The 17593-nt window shown below is 28.7% G+C and carries 14 protein-coding genes; 12 read left to right on the forward strand and 2 right to left on the reverse strand.

The window, feature by feature from the left end; all coding sequences use genetic code 11:
• Positions 1-23 precede the first annotated feature (23 nt).
• From clpX to E5347_RS07825, 7 genes are all read left to right on the forward strand, one after another.
• On the forward strand, positions 24-1322 hold the full coding sequence (clpX, locus tag E5347_RS07795) for an ATP-dependent Clp protease ATP-binding subunit ClpX (protein ID WP_136006140.1): 1299 nt from the start codon (positions 24-26) through the stop codon (positions 1320-1322).
• Between the two features lie 603 nt (positions 1323-1925).
• A complete protein-coding gene (lonB, locus tag E5347_RS07800) occupies positions 1926-3602 on the forward strand; it encodes an ATP-dependent protease LonB (protein WP_136006142.1) in 1677 nt (558 codons plus the stop codon).
• A 448-nt stretch (positions 3603-4050) separates the two neighbouring features.
• Entirely contained in the window at positions 4051-6384 is a 2334-nt protein-coding gene (gene lon / locus E5347_RS07805; RefSeq protein ID WP_136006144.1) for an endopeptidase La, read from the forward strand.
• Positions 6380-6976 carry a ribosome biogenesis GTP-binding protein YihA/YsxC gene (gene yihA / locus E5347_RS07810; RefSeq protein WP_136006405.1) on the forward strand — a complete coding sequence of 199 codons (597 nt, stop codon included), beginning with the start codon at positions 6380-6382 and terminating at the stop codon, positions 6974-6976. The genes lon and yihA overlap by 5 nt, the downstream gene beginning before the upstream one ends.
• A gap of 279 nt (positions 6977-7255) precedes the next feature.
• A complete protein-coding gene (locus E5347_RS07815) occupies positions 7256-7663 on the forward strand; it encodes a hypothetical protein (protein WP_136006146.1) in 408 nt (135 codons plus the stop codon).
• A 25-nt stretch (positions 7664-7688) separates the two neighbouring features.
• Positions 7689-7967, forward strand: coding sequence for a hypothetical protein (locus E5347_RS07820; protein ID WP_207670462.1), 279 nt, complete (start codon positions 7689-7691; stop codon positions 7965-7967).
• 139 nt (positions 7968-8106) lie between these two features.
• Complete coding sequence (locus tag E5347_RS07825; protein ID WP_136006148.1) at positions 8107-8727, forward strand: hypothetical protein; 621 nt, start codon at positions 8107-8109, stop codon at positions 8725-8727.
• Between the two features lie 185 nt (positions 8728-8912).
• On the opposite strand, the gene E5347_RS07830 is transcribed toward E5347_RS07825, so the two are convergent.
• On the reverse strand, positions 8913-9320 hold the full coding sequence (locus E5347_RS07830; protein WP_136006150.1) for a Fur family transcriptional regulator: 408 nt from the start codon (positions 9318-9320) through the stop codon (positions 8913-8915).
• A 293-nt stretch (positions 9321-9613) separates the two neighbouring features.
• Here E5347_RS07830 and E5347_RS07835 point away from each other — a divergent pair, with 293 nt between their 5' ends.
• The 3 genes from E5347_RS07835 (at position 9614) to E5347_RS07845 (ending at position 11596) form a co-directional block, all read left to right on the forward strand.
• Positions 9614-9946 (forward strand): hypothetical protein, encoded by a 333-nt coding sequence (locus tag E5347_RS07835; protein ID WP_136006152.1) that lies wholly within the window; start codon positions 9614-9616, stop codon positions 9944-9946.
• A 108-nt stretch (positions 9947-10054) separates the two neighbouring features.
• Positions 10055-11257, forward strand: a complete 1203-nt coding sequence (locus tag E5347_RS07840) for an EAL and HDOD domain-containing protein (protein WP_136006154.1) — start codon at positions 10055-10057, stop codon at positions 11255-11257.
• Between the two features lie 117 nt (positions 11258-11374).
• Positions 11375-11596, forward strand: a complete 222-nt coding sequence (locus tag E5347_RS07845; protein ID WP_136006156.1) for a hypothetical protein — start codon at positions 11375-11377, stop codon at positions 11594-11596.
• 50 nt (positions 11597-11646) lie between these two features.
• On the opposite strand, the gene E5347_RS07850 is transcribed toward E5347_RS07845, so the two are convergent.
• The gene (locus E5347_RS07850) at positions 11647-13116 is read right to left on the reverse strand and encodes a nicotinate phosphoribosyltransferase (protein ID WP_136006158.1); all 1470 of its coding nucleotides are present in this window, start codon (positions 13114-13116) and stop codon (positions 11647-11649) included.
• Between the two features lie 318 nt (positions 13117-13434).
• On the opposite strand from E5347_RS07850, the gene E5347_RS07855 reads away from it, so the two are divergent.
• Together E5347_RS07855 and E5347_RS07860 are read left to right on the forward strand one after the other, a co-directional pair.
• On the forward strand, positions 13435-15423 hold the full coding sequence (locus tag E5347_RS07855; RefSeq protein WP_136006160.1) for an ATP-dependent helicase: 1989 nt from the start codon (positions 13435-13437) through the stop codon (positions 15421-15423).
• An 87-nt stretch (positions 15424-15510) separates the two neighbouring features.
• Positions 15511-17478 (forward strand): cell division protein FtsA, encoded by a 1968-nt coding sequence (locus E5347_RS07860; protein ID WP_136006163.1) that lies wholly within the window; start codon positions 15511-15513, stop codon positions 17476-17478.
• Positions 17479-17593 lie beyond the last annotated feature (115 nt).

The raw sequence follows: 17593 nt of genomic DNA on the forward strand, positions 1-17593 counted from the left end.
CTAGACCTAAGTGAGGTGAATTTATGGCTAAATACGATGAGAAAAAACAATTAAAATGCTCTTTTTGTGGTAAAAACCAAGAGCAAGTTAAAAGATTAATAGCTGGACCTGGTGTATATATTTGTGATGAGTGTATAGACCTTTGTTCAGAAATAATATCTGATGAGTTCGAAGAAAACATTGAATTAGATACAACTAGTGTACCTAAGCCTAATGAAATAAAAGGATATTTAGATCAATATGTAATTGGTCAAGAAAAGGCTAAAAAGTCATTATCTGTTGCTGTATATAATCATTATAAGAGAATTAATTCAAATTTAGTAGATGATGAAGTTGAACTTCAAAAGAGTAACATACTGTTATTAGGACCTACAGGTTCAGGTAAAACTCTTTTAGCTCAAACTCTAGCTAAGTTTTTAAATGTTCCATTTGCTATAGCAGATGCTACAACTTTAACTGAAGCAGGATATGTTGGTGAAGATGTAGAAAACATACTTTTAAAATTAATTCAAAATGCAGATTATGATATAGAAAGAGCAGAAAAAGGTATTATTTATATAGATGAAATAGATAAGATTGCAAGAAAATCAGAAAATCCATCTATAACAAGAGATGTATCTGGAGAAGGAGTACAACAAGCATTATTAAAAATTCTTGAAGGTACAACAGCTTCAGTTCCTCCACAAGGTGGAAGAAAACATCCACATCAAGAATTCCTACAAATAAATACATCTAATATATTATTTATATGTGGTGGTGCATTTGATGGAATTGATAGAATAATAGAAAAAAGAACTGAAAAAAGTTCAATAGGTTTTGGAGCAAATATAACATCTAAGCATACTAAAGATGTAGGTAAGCTTCTTCAAGATATAATGCCAGGAGACTTATTAAGATTTGGTCTTATACCTGAGTTTGTTGGAAGATTACCAGTAGTAGTTACGTTAGAATCATTAGATAATGCTGCTTTAGTTAATATCTTAACTGAACCAAGAAATGCTTTAGTAAAGCAATATAAGAAGTTATTTGAAATAGATAACGTTGAGTTAAGCTTTACTGATGAATCATTAAAAGCAATTGCTGATGAAGCTATTAAGAGAAAAACTGGAGCAAGAGGCTTAAGATCAATAGTAGAAGAAATAATGACTGAAATAATGTTTGATATTCCTTCTGATGAAAGTATATCTAAAGTTGTTATCAATGATGAATGTATAAATGATAAAAAATCTCCAGAAGTTATAAGAGTGGCTGAAGGTGAGGTTAGACCTCAATTAAAAGCTGCAAAAAAAGTTAAAAAGAGAAAAGGCATGGAAACTGCTTAATATAAAATGTTATTACTAAATGTTCTTCATTTAGTAATAACATTTTTATTTTATCCCATCACTACCATTTCTAACACAACCATCTTCTTAAAGTAGGATCTAAGCACCTCTACTCCCTTGGATTAGTTCTCCTAAACTTAAGATGAAGTAGGGGGTTCTTGTACTCTTGGAAAGTGATTCATAAAAAATGAAAGATTTTACTTCGATACTTTTTAAGAGAACTCCACCTAAAGCTAAAAATTACTTTATAAGAAAAAGAGTAGAAGATATTTTGTTAAAGTAACAATTAATAGATAATGAAAAATCAATTTTACTATAATAATATTATTAAGAAAAATCATGGTAAAGAATCCTTTTTTTATAGAATATAAACTAAGTATTAAGTTAATAATATTTATATGACTAGAAGGAAGGGAGGTTGGACCTGTCTCTGAATGAAAAACAAAGAGTTAATAATTAAAAAACTAATAGATAATTAATGTAAAAGTGACTAATAAGTTTTGATGGTTAAATTATAAGAAAGTGCATTAATTACATTAATAGTTTTCAAGTTATAATTATAAATTCTTAGTTTACTTGTTCTTATGATAGATCCATGGAAATATGACTGAAGTATTAGTATTTTTACAAATCACAACTATGCTACTCTTTATCTATTACATATTTAGCAATAGCAGAGGAAGCAATAATAATAAAGTTATTATTGAAAAAGAAAATACAAAAGAGATGGAAAAGCTAAGACTAATGAGAAGTATAGAATTAACAGAACCATTAACAGAAAAAAGCAGACCAAATAGTTTTGAAGAAATAATAGGTCAAGAGGAAGGTATAAAGGCTTTAAAAGCTGCATTATGTGGACCTAATCCACAACATGTTATAATATATGGTCCTCCTGGGGTTGGTAAAACTGCTGCAGCAAGATTAGTTATGGCAGAAGCAAAAAAGAGCAGTAAGTCACCATTTAAGAAAAATGCTAAATTTATTGAAATAGATGCTACTACAATAAGATTCGATGAAAGAGGTATTGCAGATCCCCTTATAGGTTCTGTACATGATCCTATATATCAAGGGGCTGGCTCTTTTGGAATAGCAGGTATTCCTCAACCTAAGCCAGGGGCTGTAACAAAGGCTCATGGAGGAGTATTATTTATGGATGAAATTGGCGAACTCCATCATATAGAGTTAAATAAATTATTAAAAGTACTTGAAGATAGAAAAGTATTTTTAGATAGTGCTTACTATAGTAGTGAAAATCCCAATATGCCAGATTATATAAAAGAAATATTTGATAATGGTCTACCAGCAGATTTTAGACTAATAGGGGCAACTACTAGAAGCCCAGAAGAAATAGTGCCTGCAATAAGATCAAGATGTGTAGAGATATTCTTTAGATCACTACATGTTGATGAAATAAAGGAAATAGCTGGTAATGCTGTAAATAAGGTAGGATTAAGCATAGATGAAGAAGCTCTTAATTTAATTTCAAAATATTGTACTAATGGCAGGGATGTAGTTAATTTAGTTCAACTAGCATCAGGGATAGCTATAAATGAAGATAGACTTGATTTAAGAGTTGAAGATGTACTATGGGTAATAGAAAATGGTAATTATACAGAAATACCAGATAAAAAAATTAAAGAGAAATCTGAAGTTGGCCTGGTAAATGGTCTTGCAGTTCATGGTGCCAATATAGGAATATTAATGGAGATAGAAGCTACTGCTAGAAAGGTTAGTAAAAGGCTTGGAACTTTAAAAGTAAGTGGAATAATTGAAGAAGAAGAAATAACTAGTAGTAATAGAAGAATAAAAAGAAAAAGCACTGCATATTCCTCTGTACAAAATGTACTTACAGTTTTAAATAATGTATTTAATTTAGATTGTGAAAATTATGATATACATATTAATATTCCAGGTGGAATGCCTGTGGATGGACCATCAGCTGGGATAACAATAGCAACTGCAATATATAGCGCAATTAAAAATATTAAAATAAGCAGTACAGTAGCAATGACTGGAGAAATAAGTCTTTTAGGAGAGGTTAAGCCTATTGGTGGAGTTAATGCAAAGGTTATGGCAGCAAAAAAATCAGGAGCTAAGAAGGTAATAATACCAAAGGATAACTGGAAAGAAAAATTTAAGGATTTAGAAGGAATAGAAATAGTTGCAGTTGGATCAATAAAAGAAGTTATAAAAGAAGCAATAGTAAATGAGAAAGTTGTTGAAAATATAGTAATAAACAATAGTAGTATTGATATATTATCTGCTAAGGCTGAAGAATAAAGTGATTCTAAGCTTCAGATGGAGTTTTCTTAAAAGTAGGAAACCAAAATCTTGTGTTTTGTGTGAATCACTTTCACAGGGTGCAGGATGCTTACTACATCTGAAGCTTAGAAGAGCTAATCCAGACGCGTAGCAGTGATTAACTCTCACTTTTAGAAGCTGGGAGTATTAGCAATGGTAGGGATTGGATAAAATAGAGGATCTTTTAATTAGGGTTGTCATAAGGCAACCCATTATTTTTTTTATGTAATTTCTTTATGTTCTCATTGCTAATTAGTAAAGATGTATTATAATATAAATAATATAGAATTCTCAATAATTAATACCTATTAATAATAAATATTGATTAGTGAGGTTAATGTCTAAATAACTTGAAATAGATTGAAAAAACTTAATTTTATGTGTATACTATAAAAGTTATATACAAAATACAAGGAGGATGGGAATAATGAGTGAAAAGTTAAAAACTCTACCTTTAATTCCTTTAAGAGGAATTAGTATCTTTCCTAATATGGTAATGCATTTTGATGTAGGAAGAGAAAAGTCAAAGGCGGCTATAGAAGCTGCAATGGAAAGTAAGGCTGAAATCTTCTTATCTACTCAAAAGGATTATGAAATTGAAGAACCTGAATTCAATGATATATATGAAATTGGAACTATATGTAGGATAAAACAAATTGTAAAATTGCCTTTTGAAGTAATTAGAGTACTAGTAGAAGGTGTAGATAGAGGTAGATTAATAAGTTTAAATGAGGAAGCAGAGGAGTTTTTAGAGGCAAATATAGAAACTGTAGATGTTCCTTCAAATGATGAATATGAAAATGTAGAGGCATACACTAAGTCTTTAAAAAAAGGTTTTACTAAATTTATAAAAGCTTCTGGAAATATGAGAAGCAATGTCTTATCAATTTTTGATGAAATTAAAAACTTTAGTAAACTAGTTGATATGATAGCATCTTATGTTATTGTTGATGAAGAAAAAAGACAAGAAATATTACAAGAGTTAGATAGTATAAAGAGAGTAGAAAAGCTTTTAGTAATTATTGAAAATGAAGTTCAAATATTAAATGTAGAAAAGAAAATTGGAAATAAGCTTAAGGAAAGCGTTGATAAATCACAAAGAGAATACTATATTAGAGAGCAAATTAAAGTTCTTCAAGAAGAAATTGGAGAAGACGACGAAGATAAGAAAGAAATATCAAAGTATGAAGAAAGAATAAATAAGGCTAAGTTACCTAAATATGTTAGGGAGAAAGCTGAAAGTGAATTAAATAGACTTAAAGCTTCTGCTGGACAAGGATCAGAAAGTAATGTAATTAGAAATTATTTAGATTGGATTTTAGATATTCCTTGGAATAAATCAACTAAAGATAGTTTTGATATTAATAAGGCAGAAGAAATATTAAATAAAGAGCATTATGGCCTAGAAGAAGTAAAAGAAAGAATAATAGAATATTTAGCAGTTAAGAAGTATACAAATACACTAAAGGGACCTATATTATGTTTAGTTGGGCCTCCAGGAGTAGGTAAGACTTCAATTGCAAAATCAATAGCAAATGCTACTAATAGAAAGTATTCAAGAATGTCTTTAGGTGGTGTAAGGGATGAGGCTGAGATAAGGGGACATAGAAAAACATATGTTGGAGCAATCCCTGGTAGATTAGCTTACTCTTTAAAGGAAACTAAGGTTAATAACCCATTAATATTATTAGATGAAATAGATAAACTTGGATCAGACCATAGAGGAAATGTGGCAGATGCCCTATTAGAAGTATTAGATAGTGAACAAAACAATACTTTTAGAGATCATTATTTAGAATTAGATATGGACTTATCTAAGGTGTTATTTATTACAACAGCAAATTCTTTAGATACTGTACCTACGCCTCTATTGGATAGAATGGAAGTTATTGAAGTATCAGGCTATACTTATGAGGAAAAGTATCATATTGCTAAAGAACACTTAATTCCAAAACTATTAAAGGAACACAAATTAAAGGAAGATGAATTTAAAATTTCTGAAGCTGCACTTAAGGATATAATTAACTTCTATACAAGAGAAGCTGGAGTTAGAAGCTTAGAGAGAGTATTAGGAAAGATTATTAGAAAGACTTTAACTGAAATGATTAAAAAGGATAAAAAGTCTATAAATATTTCTGCAAATAGATTAGAAAAGTATTTAGGACCTAAGATATTCGAATATGATGTTAAAGATGTTGAAGATAGAGTTGGAGTAGTTAAGGGAATGGCTTGGACAGCTGCTGGTGGAGATACATTACCAGTAGAATCAGTAACTATGAATGGACAAGGAAAGTTAGTGTTAACAGGGCAATTAGGCGATGTTATGCAAGAATCTGCTAAGATTGCTTATGGCTTTGTAAGAGCTAATGCTAGCAAATATGGAATAGATGAGGACTTTTATAAAAAGACGGATATCCATATTCACTTCCCAGAAGGAGCTATTAAAAAGGATGGACCTTCTGCAGGTGTTACTATCATTACCTCAATAGTATCTGCATTAACTAATAAGAAGGTAAGAAGCAATGTAGCTATGACTGGAGAAGTTACCTTAACAGGGAGAGTTTTAGCTATAGGTGGATTAAAAGAAAAATCAATTGCAGCTTATAGAGCTGGAATAGATACTATAATAATACCAAAAGAAAATGAAAAAGATATAAACAAAATACCTGATGTTGTTAAGAATAAATTAGAAATTATAACAGCTGATCATGTTGATAAGGTATTAAATAAAGCTATAATTGGAGTGGATACAATTGATTAAAATTAAAAATTCAGACTTTGTAACATCGGCAGTTAAAAAAGAACAATATCCAACTACTGGACTTCCTGAAATTGCGTTTGTAGGTAGATCTAATGTAGGAAAAAGTTCTATAATAAATGCTTTAACTAATAGAAAAAAATTAGCTAAAGTAAGCCAAACACCTGGAAAAACTAGACTTATTAACTTTTTTGTAATCAATAATGGAGAATTCCATTTAGTTGATTTACCTGGATATGGATATGCTAAGGTTTCAAAGACTGAAAAGGCTAGCTGGGGTAATACCATTGAAACATATTTAAGTGGACGTAGTGAATTAAAAAGAGTTGTACTATTAGTAGATTCAAGACATAAGCCAACAGCAGATGATATTCAAATGCATGAATGGATTAAATTCTATGGATATGATGAAGTTATTATAGCAACAAAGAGTGATAAACTTTCAAATAATGAATTAAGAAAAAAAGAAAAAGACATTAGAGAGACTTTAAAATTAACTAAAGAAGATACTTTATACTTCTTCTCATCAGTTAATAAAAAAGGTAGAGATGAATTAATCGATAATCTTTTTAATATATTAGTAGAAAATGAATAATCATTAATATCATAAGGTATTTTGATATAATAGAGAATTAAATATAGTTATTAGGAAGCCCTCTGTTTAAGGACAGAGGGCTTTTTGCTGTATAAAATAGTATTATTTAATTAATTTTTCATTATTCGTCTTGCGACAGCACTTCTGTACTTTATATAAAAATACTTTATTTTATTATAATATTTAAAATATTACATTAAAAAACAGTGGCAATTATTATTCGAGGGAATATCATATACTATAAAACAAAAAACTATAAATCCCAAGGAGGAGTAAGTTATGGAAATGAATGAAATTCTAAATGGTTTAAATTCATGCGGTGGCAGCGACAACATCGCACCACAATGTCCATCAAACCAAGGACCATTTTGTGGAGGCGGCTTTGGCGGCTTTGGCGGTATTAGCTGGATTTGGATCTTATTAATACTCTTCTACAGCGGTGGATTTGGCGGCGGTTATGGTAATAACAATAACAGATGCTGCTGTAAACAAGAAAAATGCTGCTGTAAGAGAGAACGTAGAGATTGCTGTTGTACAGGAAATTCAGGATATGGTGGCGGCGGATTCTTAGGAGGATTCGGAGGATGCTCTAACTGGTTATTCCTATTAGTAATCCTATTCTTATGTAATGGTTGTTCAGGATTCGGAAACTGCGGAAATGGAAATTTATTTGGCGGAATTTGCTAGGATAAATTAGAAAGGAGAGATAGATATGTCAAGGAGAAGAAGAAGAAGAAGACGTGACAATTGTTGCTGTGAACCAGTATGTTGTGAACCAATGTGTTGTGAACCAATGTGCTGTGAACCACAACCATGCTGTGGAGGCGGAAATATTTTTGGAGGAATGAATAGTTGTATTACTCCTATAATCTTCTTATTAATTGCTTGTGGCGCAGGTTTATTAAATAATAATTGTTCAGTTTTAATAATATTATTATTCTTACTATGTGGTGGCTCATTCGGTAGCTTATTTGGAGGAGCAGCTTGCTAATAGTATAGAGGATGGAGGGCTTATGGCCCTCCAAAAAAATACAAAAAATTATGAATGAAAAAATATTACTACATTTATATAATCAAAAAAAATATTAGTACATATAATAAATAAATAGAATTATTATAGGAGGCACTAAATGTCTAAAAAAAGAAGGAGACATAGGCGCGAGAGAGAAGATATAGCTGGTGTACAAGGTGAGCTTAATAATAACCTCCCCTTTGGAATAAATCCTAATCAATTATTAAGTCTTTTAGGAGAGAATTTTGATTTAAATAATTTAGGGAATATGATGTCATCAATGAAGGACAATGGAGTAAATTTAAATAACTTTAATCCAAATTCAGCTGCACAAAATCAACAAGTAAATAATTCGAGTAATCTTAATAATGTAAATAACGCAAATAACATGAATAACATTAATAGTGGAAATGGATATGATTTTGGAGGTTTACAAGGGATTATAAATGCTCTTGGAATGAATGGTTTTAACCAGTCAAATAGTAATTTGAATAATACTTTTAATGAAGAGAACATTGGAATTAATGATGAAGTTATGAATGAAATAGATAAGGAAGAAGAAAGAGATCTTAAAGATGGGGGCGATGAAGAATATTTAGAGGAGGGTGAATTAAATAATAATATTATGGAGGAAGATGAAAACATACAAATGCTAATTTCTATAAAAAGTATAGTAGATGATAGGAAAGCTGACTTTATAGAGAGGGTAATTGAGGCATATAAAAAAGGATTAATTTAAAATTTGAAAGTGCATAAAAAATTTTAATTAGTAAATAATATTATTGTACCGGAGAAGTATTCTCCTATAGCTAACTTAGAGAAATCTTCGTTTAAGCTAAACCCCCCCATCCCCCTTTAGGCCGCATATAGCGGCCTTTACCTTTAAAAAAATAAAAAAAGCTAGAAATTAATTCTAGCTCTTAATTATTTACAATTCTTACATAATCCATAAAAGAAAATTCTATTTGATAAAACTTTATATTCTGAGCGCTCCTCAGCAGTATGGTTAAGAGTAGTAAAAGATATATTCTCTAAATCAGAAACCTTACTACAGTTTATACATTGAATATGAGCATGTTCATGTTGTTTAGCATCATATCTAAAATTACCTTCTCCAACATTAATTTCTTGTACTAAGCTAACTTCTACTAAAGTCTTTAGTGCTTTGTAGACTGTAGCTAAGCTCATGGTAGGATACTCAGGTTGAAGTGATTTATATATAATTTCTGCAGAAGGATGTTCATCTGTACTCATTAAATACTTGTAAACTGCTAATCTTTGAGGAGTAAGTTTTAATTTCTTTTCTCTAAAGATAGAAGTTATATTCTCCATAATACACCATCCTTTTCTTATATTATAATTTATTATATAATATAAACTATCATATGTCAATATATATTTTATAATAATAAATAGTTATAAATAATAAATATCAATTAAATGCATTTAAATAAAAATGAATTATTCAAAACTATTGAAATTGTCAAAATAATGTGATATTATAAACATGAGGTTGTTAATAAATTAACAAACTTCACATTTGATAAATGTACAACTTATAATACCACAAATTTAGGCAATAATATATACTATATAAATAATTTTATGTTTTAGGAGGGTAAATCATGGCGAAGTATAAAGTAGGAGATGAATTAATAGTTATAAATGATCCATCTGAGGAAAAGGAAAGAATAAGAGAATTAACTAAACTAACAAAGGAAGAAGATTATGCTCAAATTTCTTGGGGTATAAAGATTTTAGATGTAGAGTATGATAAACCATACGTAACATTAACATATAGAAATGTAGATGGAGAATTAAATAAGGTATTTGCAGAATGTAGAGATATTGAAAATTTTGATCATGAAAAGGTTCTGGAAAAAGCTTTATTAAAAGCATTTACTAATGAAATAATAAATATTTCAGTAGTAAAAAATAGTAGTCATTGTAAATTATAAAAGAGGTTTTACCTCTTTTATTTTTTACATTTTAATGTAATATTAAGTTTGAATTTCCAATGGATTTAGTTATAATAGTATTGAATAAGTATTATTAAGGATGAGAGTATGGATATTTTTATTGCAAGGCAAGGTATTTATGACTTAAACGAAAAAGTAGTAGCCTATGAGTTATTATATAGGAACTCAATTAAGAATAAATACGATATAGAGATAGAAGATGAAAAAGCTACATATCAAGTAATAGATAATATATCTTCATTTGGATTAGATGTTTTAACAGAGAATAAGAAAGCATTTGTTAATTTTTCTGAACAAGTAATAAAAGATAATGTAGCAACCCTTTTGCCAAAAGACAATGTAGTTATTGAAGTATTGGAGACAGTAAATCCATCACAAGAAATAATTAATAAATTAACTTCATTAAAGGAACTTGGCTATAGTATAGCCTTAGACGATGTAGTAAGTTTAGATTATGTAAAAAAATTTGTTGGTGTAGTAGATATAGTTAAAATAGATTTTATGCTATGCGATAAGGAAGAAAGAAAAGAAGTAGTATTTTTCTGCAAAAAAAATAATATAAAAGTATTAGCAGAAAAAATTGAAACTAAAGAGGACTTATTTGAGGCTAAGAATTTAGATTGTGATTATTTTCAAGGATATTATTATAGCAAGCCATCAGTATTCTTAGGTAAGGATATATCAATTAAAAATACAAGTATATTTATGCTTCTAGTTGAACTTGTTAGGGACAATTACAATTTGGATAAAGTTGATTATATAATGAAAACGGATTTAGCCCTTACATATAAATTTTTAAAATTTATTAACTCATCTTATTTTAATTTCTTGCAAGAGGTTAAATCCATAAAGCAAGCAATAATGCTAATAGGAAGAGGAGAATTAAGAAAATGGCTGTCTATTTTAACAGTATCAGAGATGTCTCCTCAAAATGAAGGATATACTAAGAATATTATAATTAGAGCTAGGCTGTGCGAAGAAATTGCTAGAGCTATTAATCTTAAGGATTCTTCATCAGCTTTCATGGTTGGTTTATTTTATAATATAGATGAGATGATAGAGAAAGATGTAGATTATGTTGTTAAAACATTACCTTTAAATAAAGAAGTTAAAAGTGCTTTACTTGGAGAAGAGAATATTTATAGAAATATCTTAGAACTTTCTATAGCTTACGAAAACTTAGATAAGGATAATATAGAGAAGTTTTGTAAGAAATTGATTATAAATGAGGGAGAATTATTAGACTTATACTACAAATCTCTCGAATGGGGGAGAGATATATCAAATTAAGTCGAAAATTGTAAAATGAAAGATGCTTCTAAATACTTCCTTTTAGTTATAAAGTATAATATAATATAAGCAAATTTTTGATTCCGTTTTCAAATAAGGGGTATGGAGGGAATAGTTATGGGTAAGTGTCCATTTTGGTCAACAAAGAAAGAAAGGGTCAATTGTTATAGCGAATGTCCGATGCATACTATAACAAGTGGAGATGAATTATGTCCATTTAAAGAACTATCAATGTCTGAAAGTAAAGTTTCATTTATAGATAATATGAATGAAGAAGTTTTTTATTCACAAGATAGACTTTTAAACTATGGAGAGAATGATAAGGTAATAAATTACTAAAAATAAGGTGCTGTCACAGTAATTTTTAATTGTGTGACAGCACCTATTTTTTATTTTATACACTTATGAAGCAAATCTTGTTTTAGACCCCATAAATCTTCAGATAAATCTACATAGTAAGTATGAGGATTTTCAAATCTAAGTATTTCTGGCCACATCTTTAGGCTTTCATTTTTAGAAAACTCTTTTATTTCTAAGACGGAAGGGCTTTCATATACTTGTTTTCCTTTTTCAAAAACTTTTACCATTAATTCTTTTACATAATAATTAGTAACAGTTTTTCTCTTCCATGTTTCAATTGGATGGAAAATTTCTAAAGGCTTACTTTCATCAATAACTTCATGGTTTAAAGCTATTAGATCAGCAATAGCATTATGACTTTCTTTATCATAAATTCTATAAATTTTCTTAAAGCCCGGATTTGTTATCTTTTCTGTATTTTCACTTATTTTTATCTTAGGAATAATTTTATTTTCATTATTTTCTACTGCTACTAATTTATATACTCCACCGAAAACTGGTTCAGATTTAGCTGTAATCAATCTTTCACCAACTCCAAAGGAATCTATAGTTGCACCTTGACTTAAAACATCTCTAATAATATGTTCATCTAAAGAGTTAGAGACTATTATTTTACAATCTGGATATCCAGCTGCATCTAATATTTTTCTGCATTTTTTAGTTAAGTACGTAATATCCCCAGAGTCTATTCTGATACCAGTAGGTCTTTTACCTTGAGGTTTTAATACTTCATCAAATACTTTAATTGCATTTGGTAATCCTGATTTTAATACATTGTAAGTATCTATAAGAAGTGAACAATTATCAGGATATACTTCTGCCCATGCTTTAAAAGCATCATATTCAGTATCGAATAGTTGAACCCAACTATGAGCCATAGTACCAACAGCTGGAACATGGAAGTACTTATCAGCAATTGTACAGGCTGTTGAGTCACATCCACCTATTATTGAAGCCCTTGCACCATAGATAGCTCCATCATATCCTTGAGCTCTTCTAGAACCAAATTCCATAACAGTTCTTCCATTAGCAGCTCTACAGATTCTATTAGCCTTAGTAGCTATTAGAGTTTGGTGATTAATTGTAAGTAGTATCATAGTTTCTATAAATTGAGCTTGAACTACAGGTCCTCTTACTATTACTAATGGTTGATTTGGGAATACAAAGTTTCCTTCTGGTATAGCCCATACATCACACTCAAATTTAAAGTTCTTTAGATAATTTAAAAATTCTTCAGAAAATAAATTTTTACTTCTTAAATAATCTATATCAGAATTTGTGAAATTCAAATTGTTTAAGTATTGAATTAATTGTTCAACACCAGCCATTATACAATAGCCACCACCATCTGGTACTCTTCTAAAATACATATCGAAATATGCAATTTTATTTTGAATTTCTTTGCTGAAGTATCCATTTGCCATGGTAAGTTCATAAAAGTCTACTAACATAGTAAGGTTACGTTCGTTAGTAACATCAAATCTCATTAAATTTTCCATTTTTAACTCCTCTTAAATAAATATCTTTAATGGTGAAGAAATTAATTTTTCATCATTCACTCTTAATTTTTCATTGTGCGATAGCACTTGGATTATGCTATTATTTTAACAACTTATATAAAATTTAAACTATATATGATTTCAATTTAGTTATTTTACTTAAATAATAACTTTGATTTATAAGTGTAAAACCTATAATATGTATATTAGTAATTGAACTATATAAATACACAACTATTGTACCTCTATAAATTAATTATTACAATATAGTTATTTACACAATAAATAAGTCAATAATATAGAAAGAAAGGAAGCAATATGAAAATATATCTGGATAATTATCAAAAAGAAGCAGTTTACATAAATGAAAAAAATACTTTAGTAGTTGCAGCACCTGGTTCAGGAAAAACTACTGTTATTATTAATAGAGTTGATCATTTAATCAGTGATTTAAAGGTAAAACCATATAATATTATTGTAATAACATTTACAAGGGCAGCTGCTGATAATATGAGAAGTAGATATAAAACTGTGTTTAACAGAGAGGAAGCACCTTTCTTCGGAACATTTCATGGATTATTCTATAAAATTCTTTTAAAAGAAGGATTTAATATTTCAATAATTAACTCTTCAGTGTCTTATAATTTAATAAAAGGTGTTTTATCTAAGTATTCTGATGAAGTTAGTGATGATAAAATTAAGGAAGTATTAAATAATATTTCATCTTATAAAACATCTTTGCAATCCTTTGAAGAATATAAACCTTCTTTATCCAGGGATATATTTGACGAAGCCTATGAAAAATATGAGGATTACAAAAATAAAAATAAATTATGGGATTTCGATGATTTATCTCTTCAAGTGATAAATTTATTTAGAGAAGAGAGATATATAAATAAGTATTCATCATTATTTAAGTATATTTTAGTAGATGAGTTTCAGGATTGTGATGAATTACAAATTGAATTTTTAAAATTACTTAATGAAAAGGCTTCATTATTTGCAGTAGGAGATGAAGATCAATGTATTTATAGTTTTAGAGGTTCTAAACCAGAATATATGGTAACTTTTGATAAAATATTTCATGGTGGAAAAAAAATATATTTATCTATTAACTATAGAAGTAGTGAAAATATAGTAGAAGCTTCTAAAGATGTAATAAAAAATAATATAGGCAGAAATAACAAGGTTATTAAAGCCTATAAGAATACTGAAGGCCATATTAAGTATTCCGCACCTTTTGATGAAAGACATCAGGGGGAAGAAATATCAAGTATTTTAAAGGCATCTATAGATGATTTTAAAGAAAATGCTATTTTATATAGAACTAATATGGAAGCAAGAAGTATAATAGATACCTTTACTAGAAATAAAATTCCATTTATTTTACTAGATAAAGGATATAACTTTTTTGACCATTTTATATGTAAAGACTTATTAGCTTACTTGAGATTAGCTATAAATAATAAAGATAGAGAATGTTTTTTACATATAATAAACAAGCCTTTTAGGTATGTTAGCAAAGCTAATTTAGATTATGTAAGAAGCTATAGGGAAGAGAAATGTCCTTTTGATATTTTAATAGAGAAGAAAGATACCCCACCTTATCAAGCTAAGAAAATAGATGATTTAAGAAAGGATATTATTCATCTTAATAAGCTATCTTTATCCTCAGCTATACAATTTATTATTTCAGAACTAGGATATATTGATTACTTAAAAGCATATTGTGAAAAGTATAATCAAAGTTTCAATGATTATGAAGATATCTTAGAGGAGTTTAAAAGTGCATGCGATGGTATTAAAACAATTCTTGACTTACTAATCCATGTAGAGGGTGTAAGACAACAAATAGAAGAAAGTAAGGAAGTTAAAGAGGGAGTTATATTAAGTACAATACATGGTGTTAAAGGTATGGAATTTAAGAATGTATTTTTAATTAATTGTACAGAGGAAACTATACCACATAAATCTTCAATAGATGAAAATTTAGAAGAGGAAAGAAGACTTTTTTATGTAGGAATAACTAGAGCTATTAATAATCTCTATATTTTTTCTCCTAAGACTCAAAGGGGAAGATTTAAAGAGGTATCTAGATTTGTTTTTGAGGGAAACTTTGATGAAGCAAATGATAGTAAGGATCATGGATTAGAAATAGGAGATATGATTATTCATAAAGCATATGGAGAAGGCAAAATTAGAGAGATAAATAAAGATACAGTAAAGATTGATTTTATTGATGGAATTGCAAGAAGTTTTTCTTTAAAAGTATTAATAACTAATAATATTATTACTATAATTAAGTAAGTGTTCACTATTTTGGAAATAGATTGTATAATCATATTATGGCAATAAAAGGAGAAAATTAAGATCATTTGTGATGAGGTGTATAGTATGGATAATGTAAATTTAAATAAAATTAAATTTGCACTAGATGTTGGAACTAGATCTTTAATAGGGACAGTAGGAATTGTTGAAGATAATAAATTTAGAATAATATGTGAAAAGTATTTAGAACATGAAGAAAGAGCTATGATAGATGGCCAAATTCATGATATAGAATTAGTTGCAAAAGGTGTATCTAAAATAGTTAATGAAATTGAAGAAGAACTTAATATAAAACTAGAAGATGTGGCTATAGCAGCTGCAGGAAGGTTTTTAAAAACTGTAAATTCAGAAGGGGTTATAGATTTAAATCCTGATGAAGAAATTAATAAAGAAGATATAAAAACCTTAGAACTTGTATCTGTTAAGGCTGCTGAAAATGAAATAAATAAAAGTACAGAAGGTAAGCTATACTGTGTAGGTTATTCTGTAAAAAATTATTATTTAAATGGATTTGTTATATCTAATTTAATTGGTCATAAAGGTGAAGAAGCAAGGGCTGAAGTAATTGCAACTTTTCTTCCAAGATCAGTTATAGATTCTTTATATACAGTTATGAGAAAAGTAGGACTAAAAGTAAATAATATTACTTTAGAACCTATAGCTGCTATTGAGGCAGTAGTTCCAAGAAAACTTAGGCTTTTAAACATAGCATTAGTAGATATAGGGGCAGGAACTTCTGATATAGCAATAAGTTCAAAAGAAAGTATATCTTCATATGGAATGGTACCTCAAGCAGGGGATGAGATAACAGAAGTTATAGCACAAGAGTGTCTAGTTGATTTTAATACTGCTGAATACATAAAGAGAAATTTATTATTAAAAGAAAACATAACATATATTGATATTTTAGGTCTAGAGAATAATATAAGCTCAGAGAATTTACTAAAAGTTATTAGACCCGCAGTTAGAAAAATTGCAGAAGCTATATCAACAAAAATAATAGAACTTAATGCAGGTAAAGCACCAAGTGCACTATTTTTAATAGGAGGAGGAGCTCATACTCCATGGATGGTAGATGAACTAAGCACAGCCTTAGGGATACCAGTTCAAAGAATAGCTATAAAAGATAGAACAGCTATAGAAGAGTGTATAAGCAGCAATGATTTAGGATCAGCTGGGGTAACTGTTTTAGGTATAGCATTAATGTCTATAAAGCAAGGAAATAATGACTTTATTGAAGTAACACTTAATGGTACACCAGTTACTATGTTAAATTCTCATAATCATAAAGTAATGGATGTTATTATTCATGCAGGAGTAAATCCTAATATGATTTTAGTGAAGAATGGAAAAAACTTAAGATATAAAGTAAATAATGTGAAGAGGATAGCTTTTGGGGAAAGAGGAAAGAATCCTATAATTAAGGTAAATGGTAAGCTAGAATCTTTAGAGAAGGTAGTAAATACAGGAGATATTATAGAAATTGAGTATGCAATTCAAGGTAAGGATGCTAATCCTAAGATTCTAGATCAAATTAAAGAATTTAATACTATTAGTTTTTATCTTGATAAAAAGCTTATAAACTTAGAGCCTATAATTTTAGTTAATGATGAAATAAAAACAATTGAATACCTAATTAAAGAAAATGATGATATAAGTATTATTTTACCTAAAACTATTGGGGATATAAAAAAGCATATATTAAAAAATGATATTAATATTAGAAAGAACGGGAAAGTACTTGATGATAATTACGTAGTTGTTGAAGGGGATAAATTTAGCATAGCTAATAAAGAAAATAACTATGTGATAGAGTCTAAAGAAAGTGATGCTAATGAGATTAATGTTACTTTTAATGGGAAGTTAACCACCTTAAAAGGACAAAAGGACTATATCTTTGTTAATATTTTTAATTATGTAGATTTTAACTTAAAAGATGCAAAAGGAATAATAAACTTAAAGTTAAATGGAAATAAGGTAGGATATACTGAAAAAATTAATGATGGGGATAATATCGAAGTTTATTGGACGTAGATATAATATATAAATTGAGCAGGAGTGTTTAACATATTATGCTCGGCTTCCGTCGCAAGCTCCAAGTCAGCTTACGCACAATATGTTAAAAACTCCTTAAATAATTTAATCTTGG

Origin of the sequence: Clostridium sartagoforme (genome assembly GCF_004794105.1) — a bacterium.
Classification (GTDB): Bacteria; Bacillota; Clostridia; order Clostridiales; family Clostridiaceae; genus Clostridium; species Clostridium sartagoforme_B.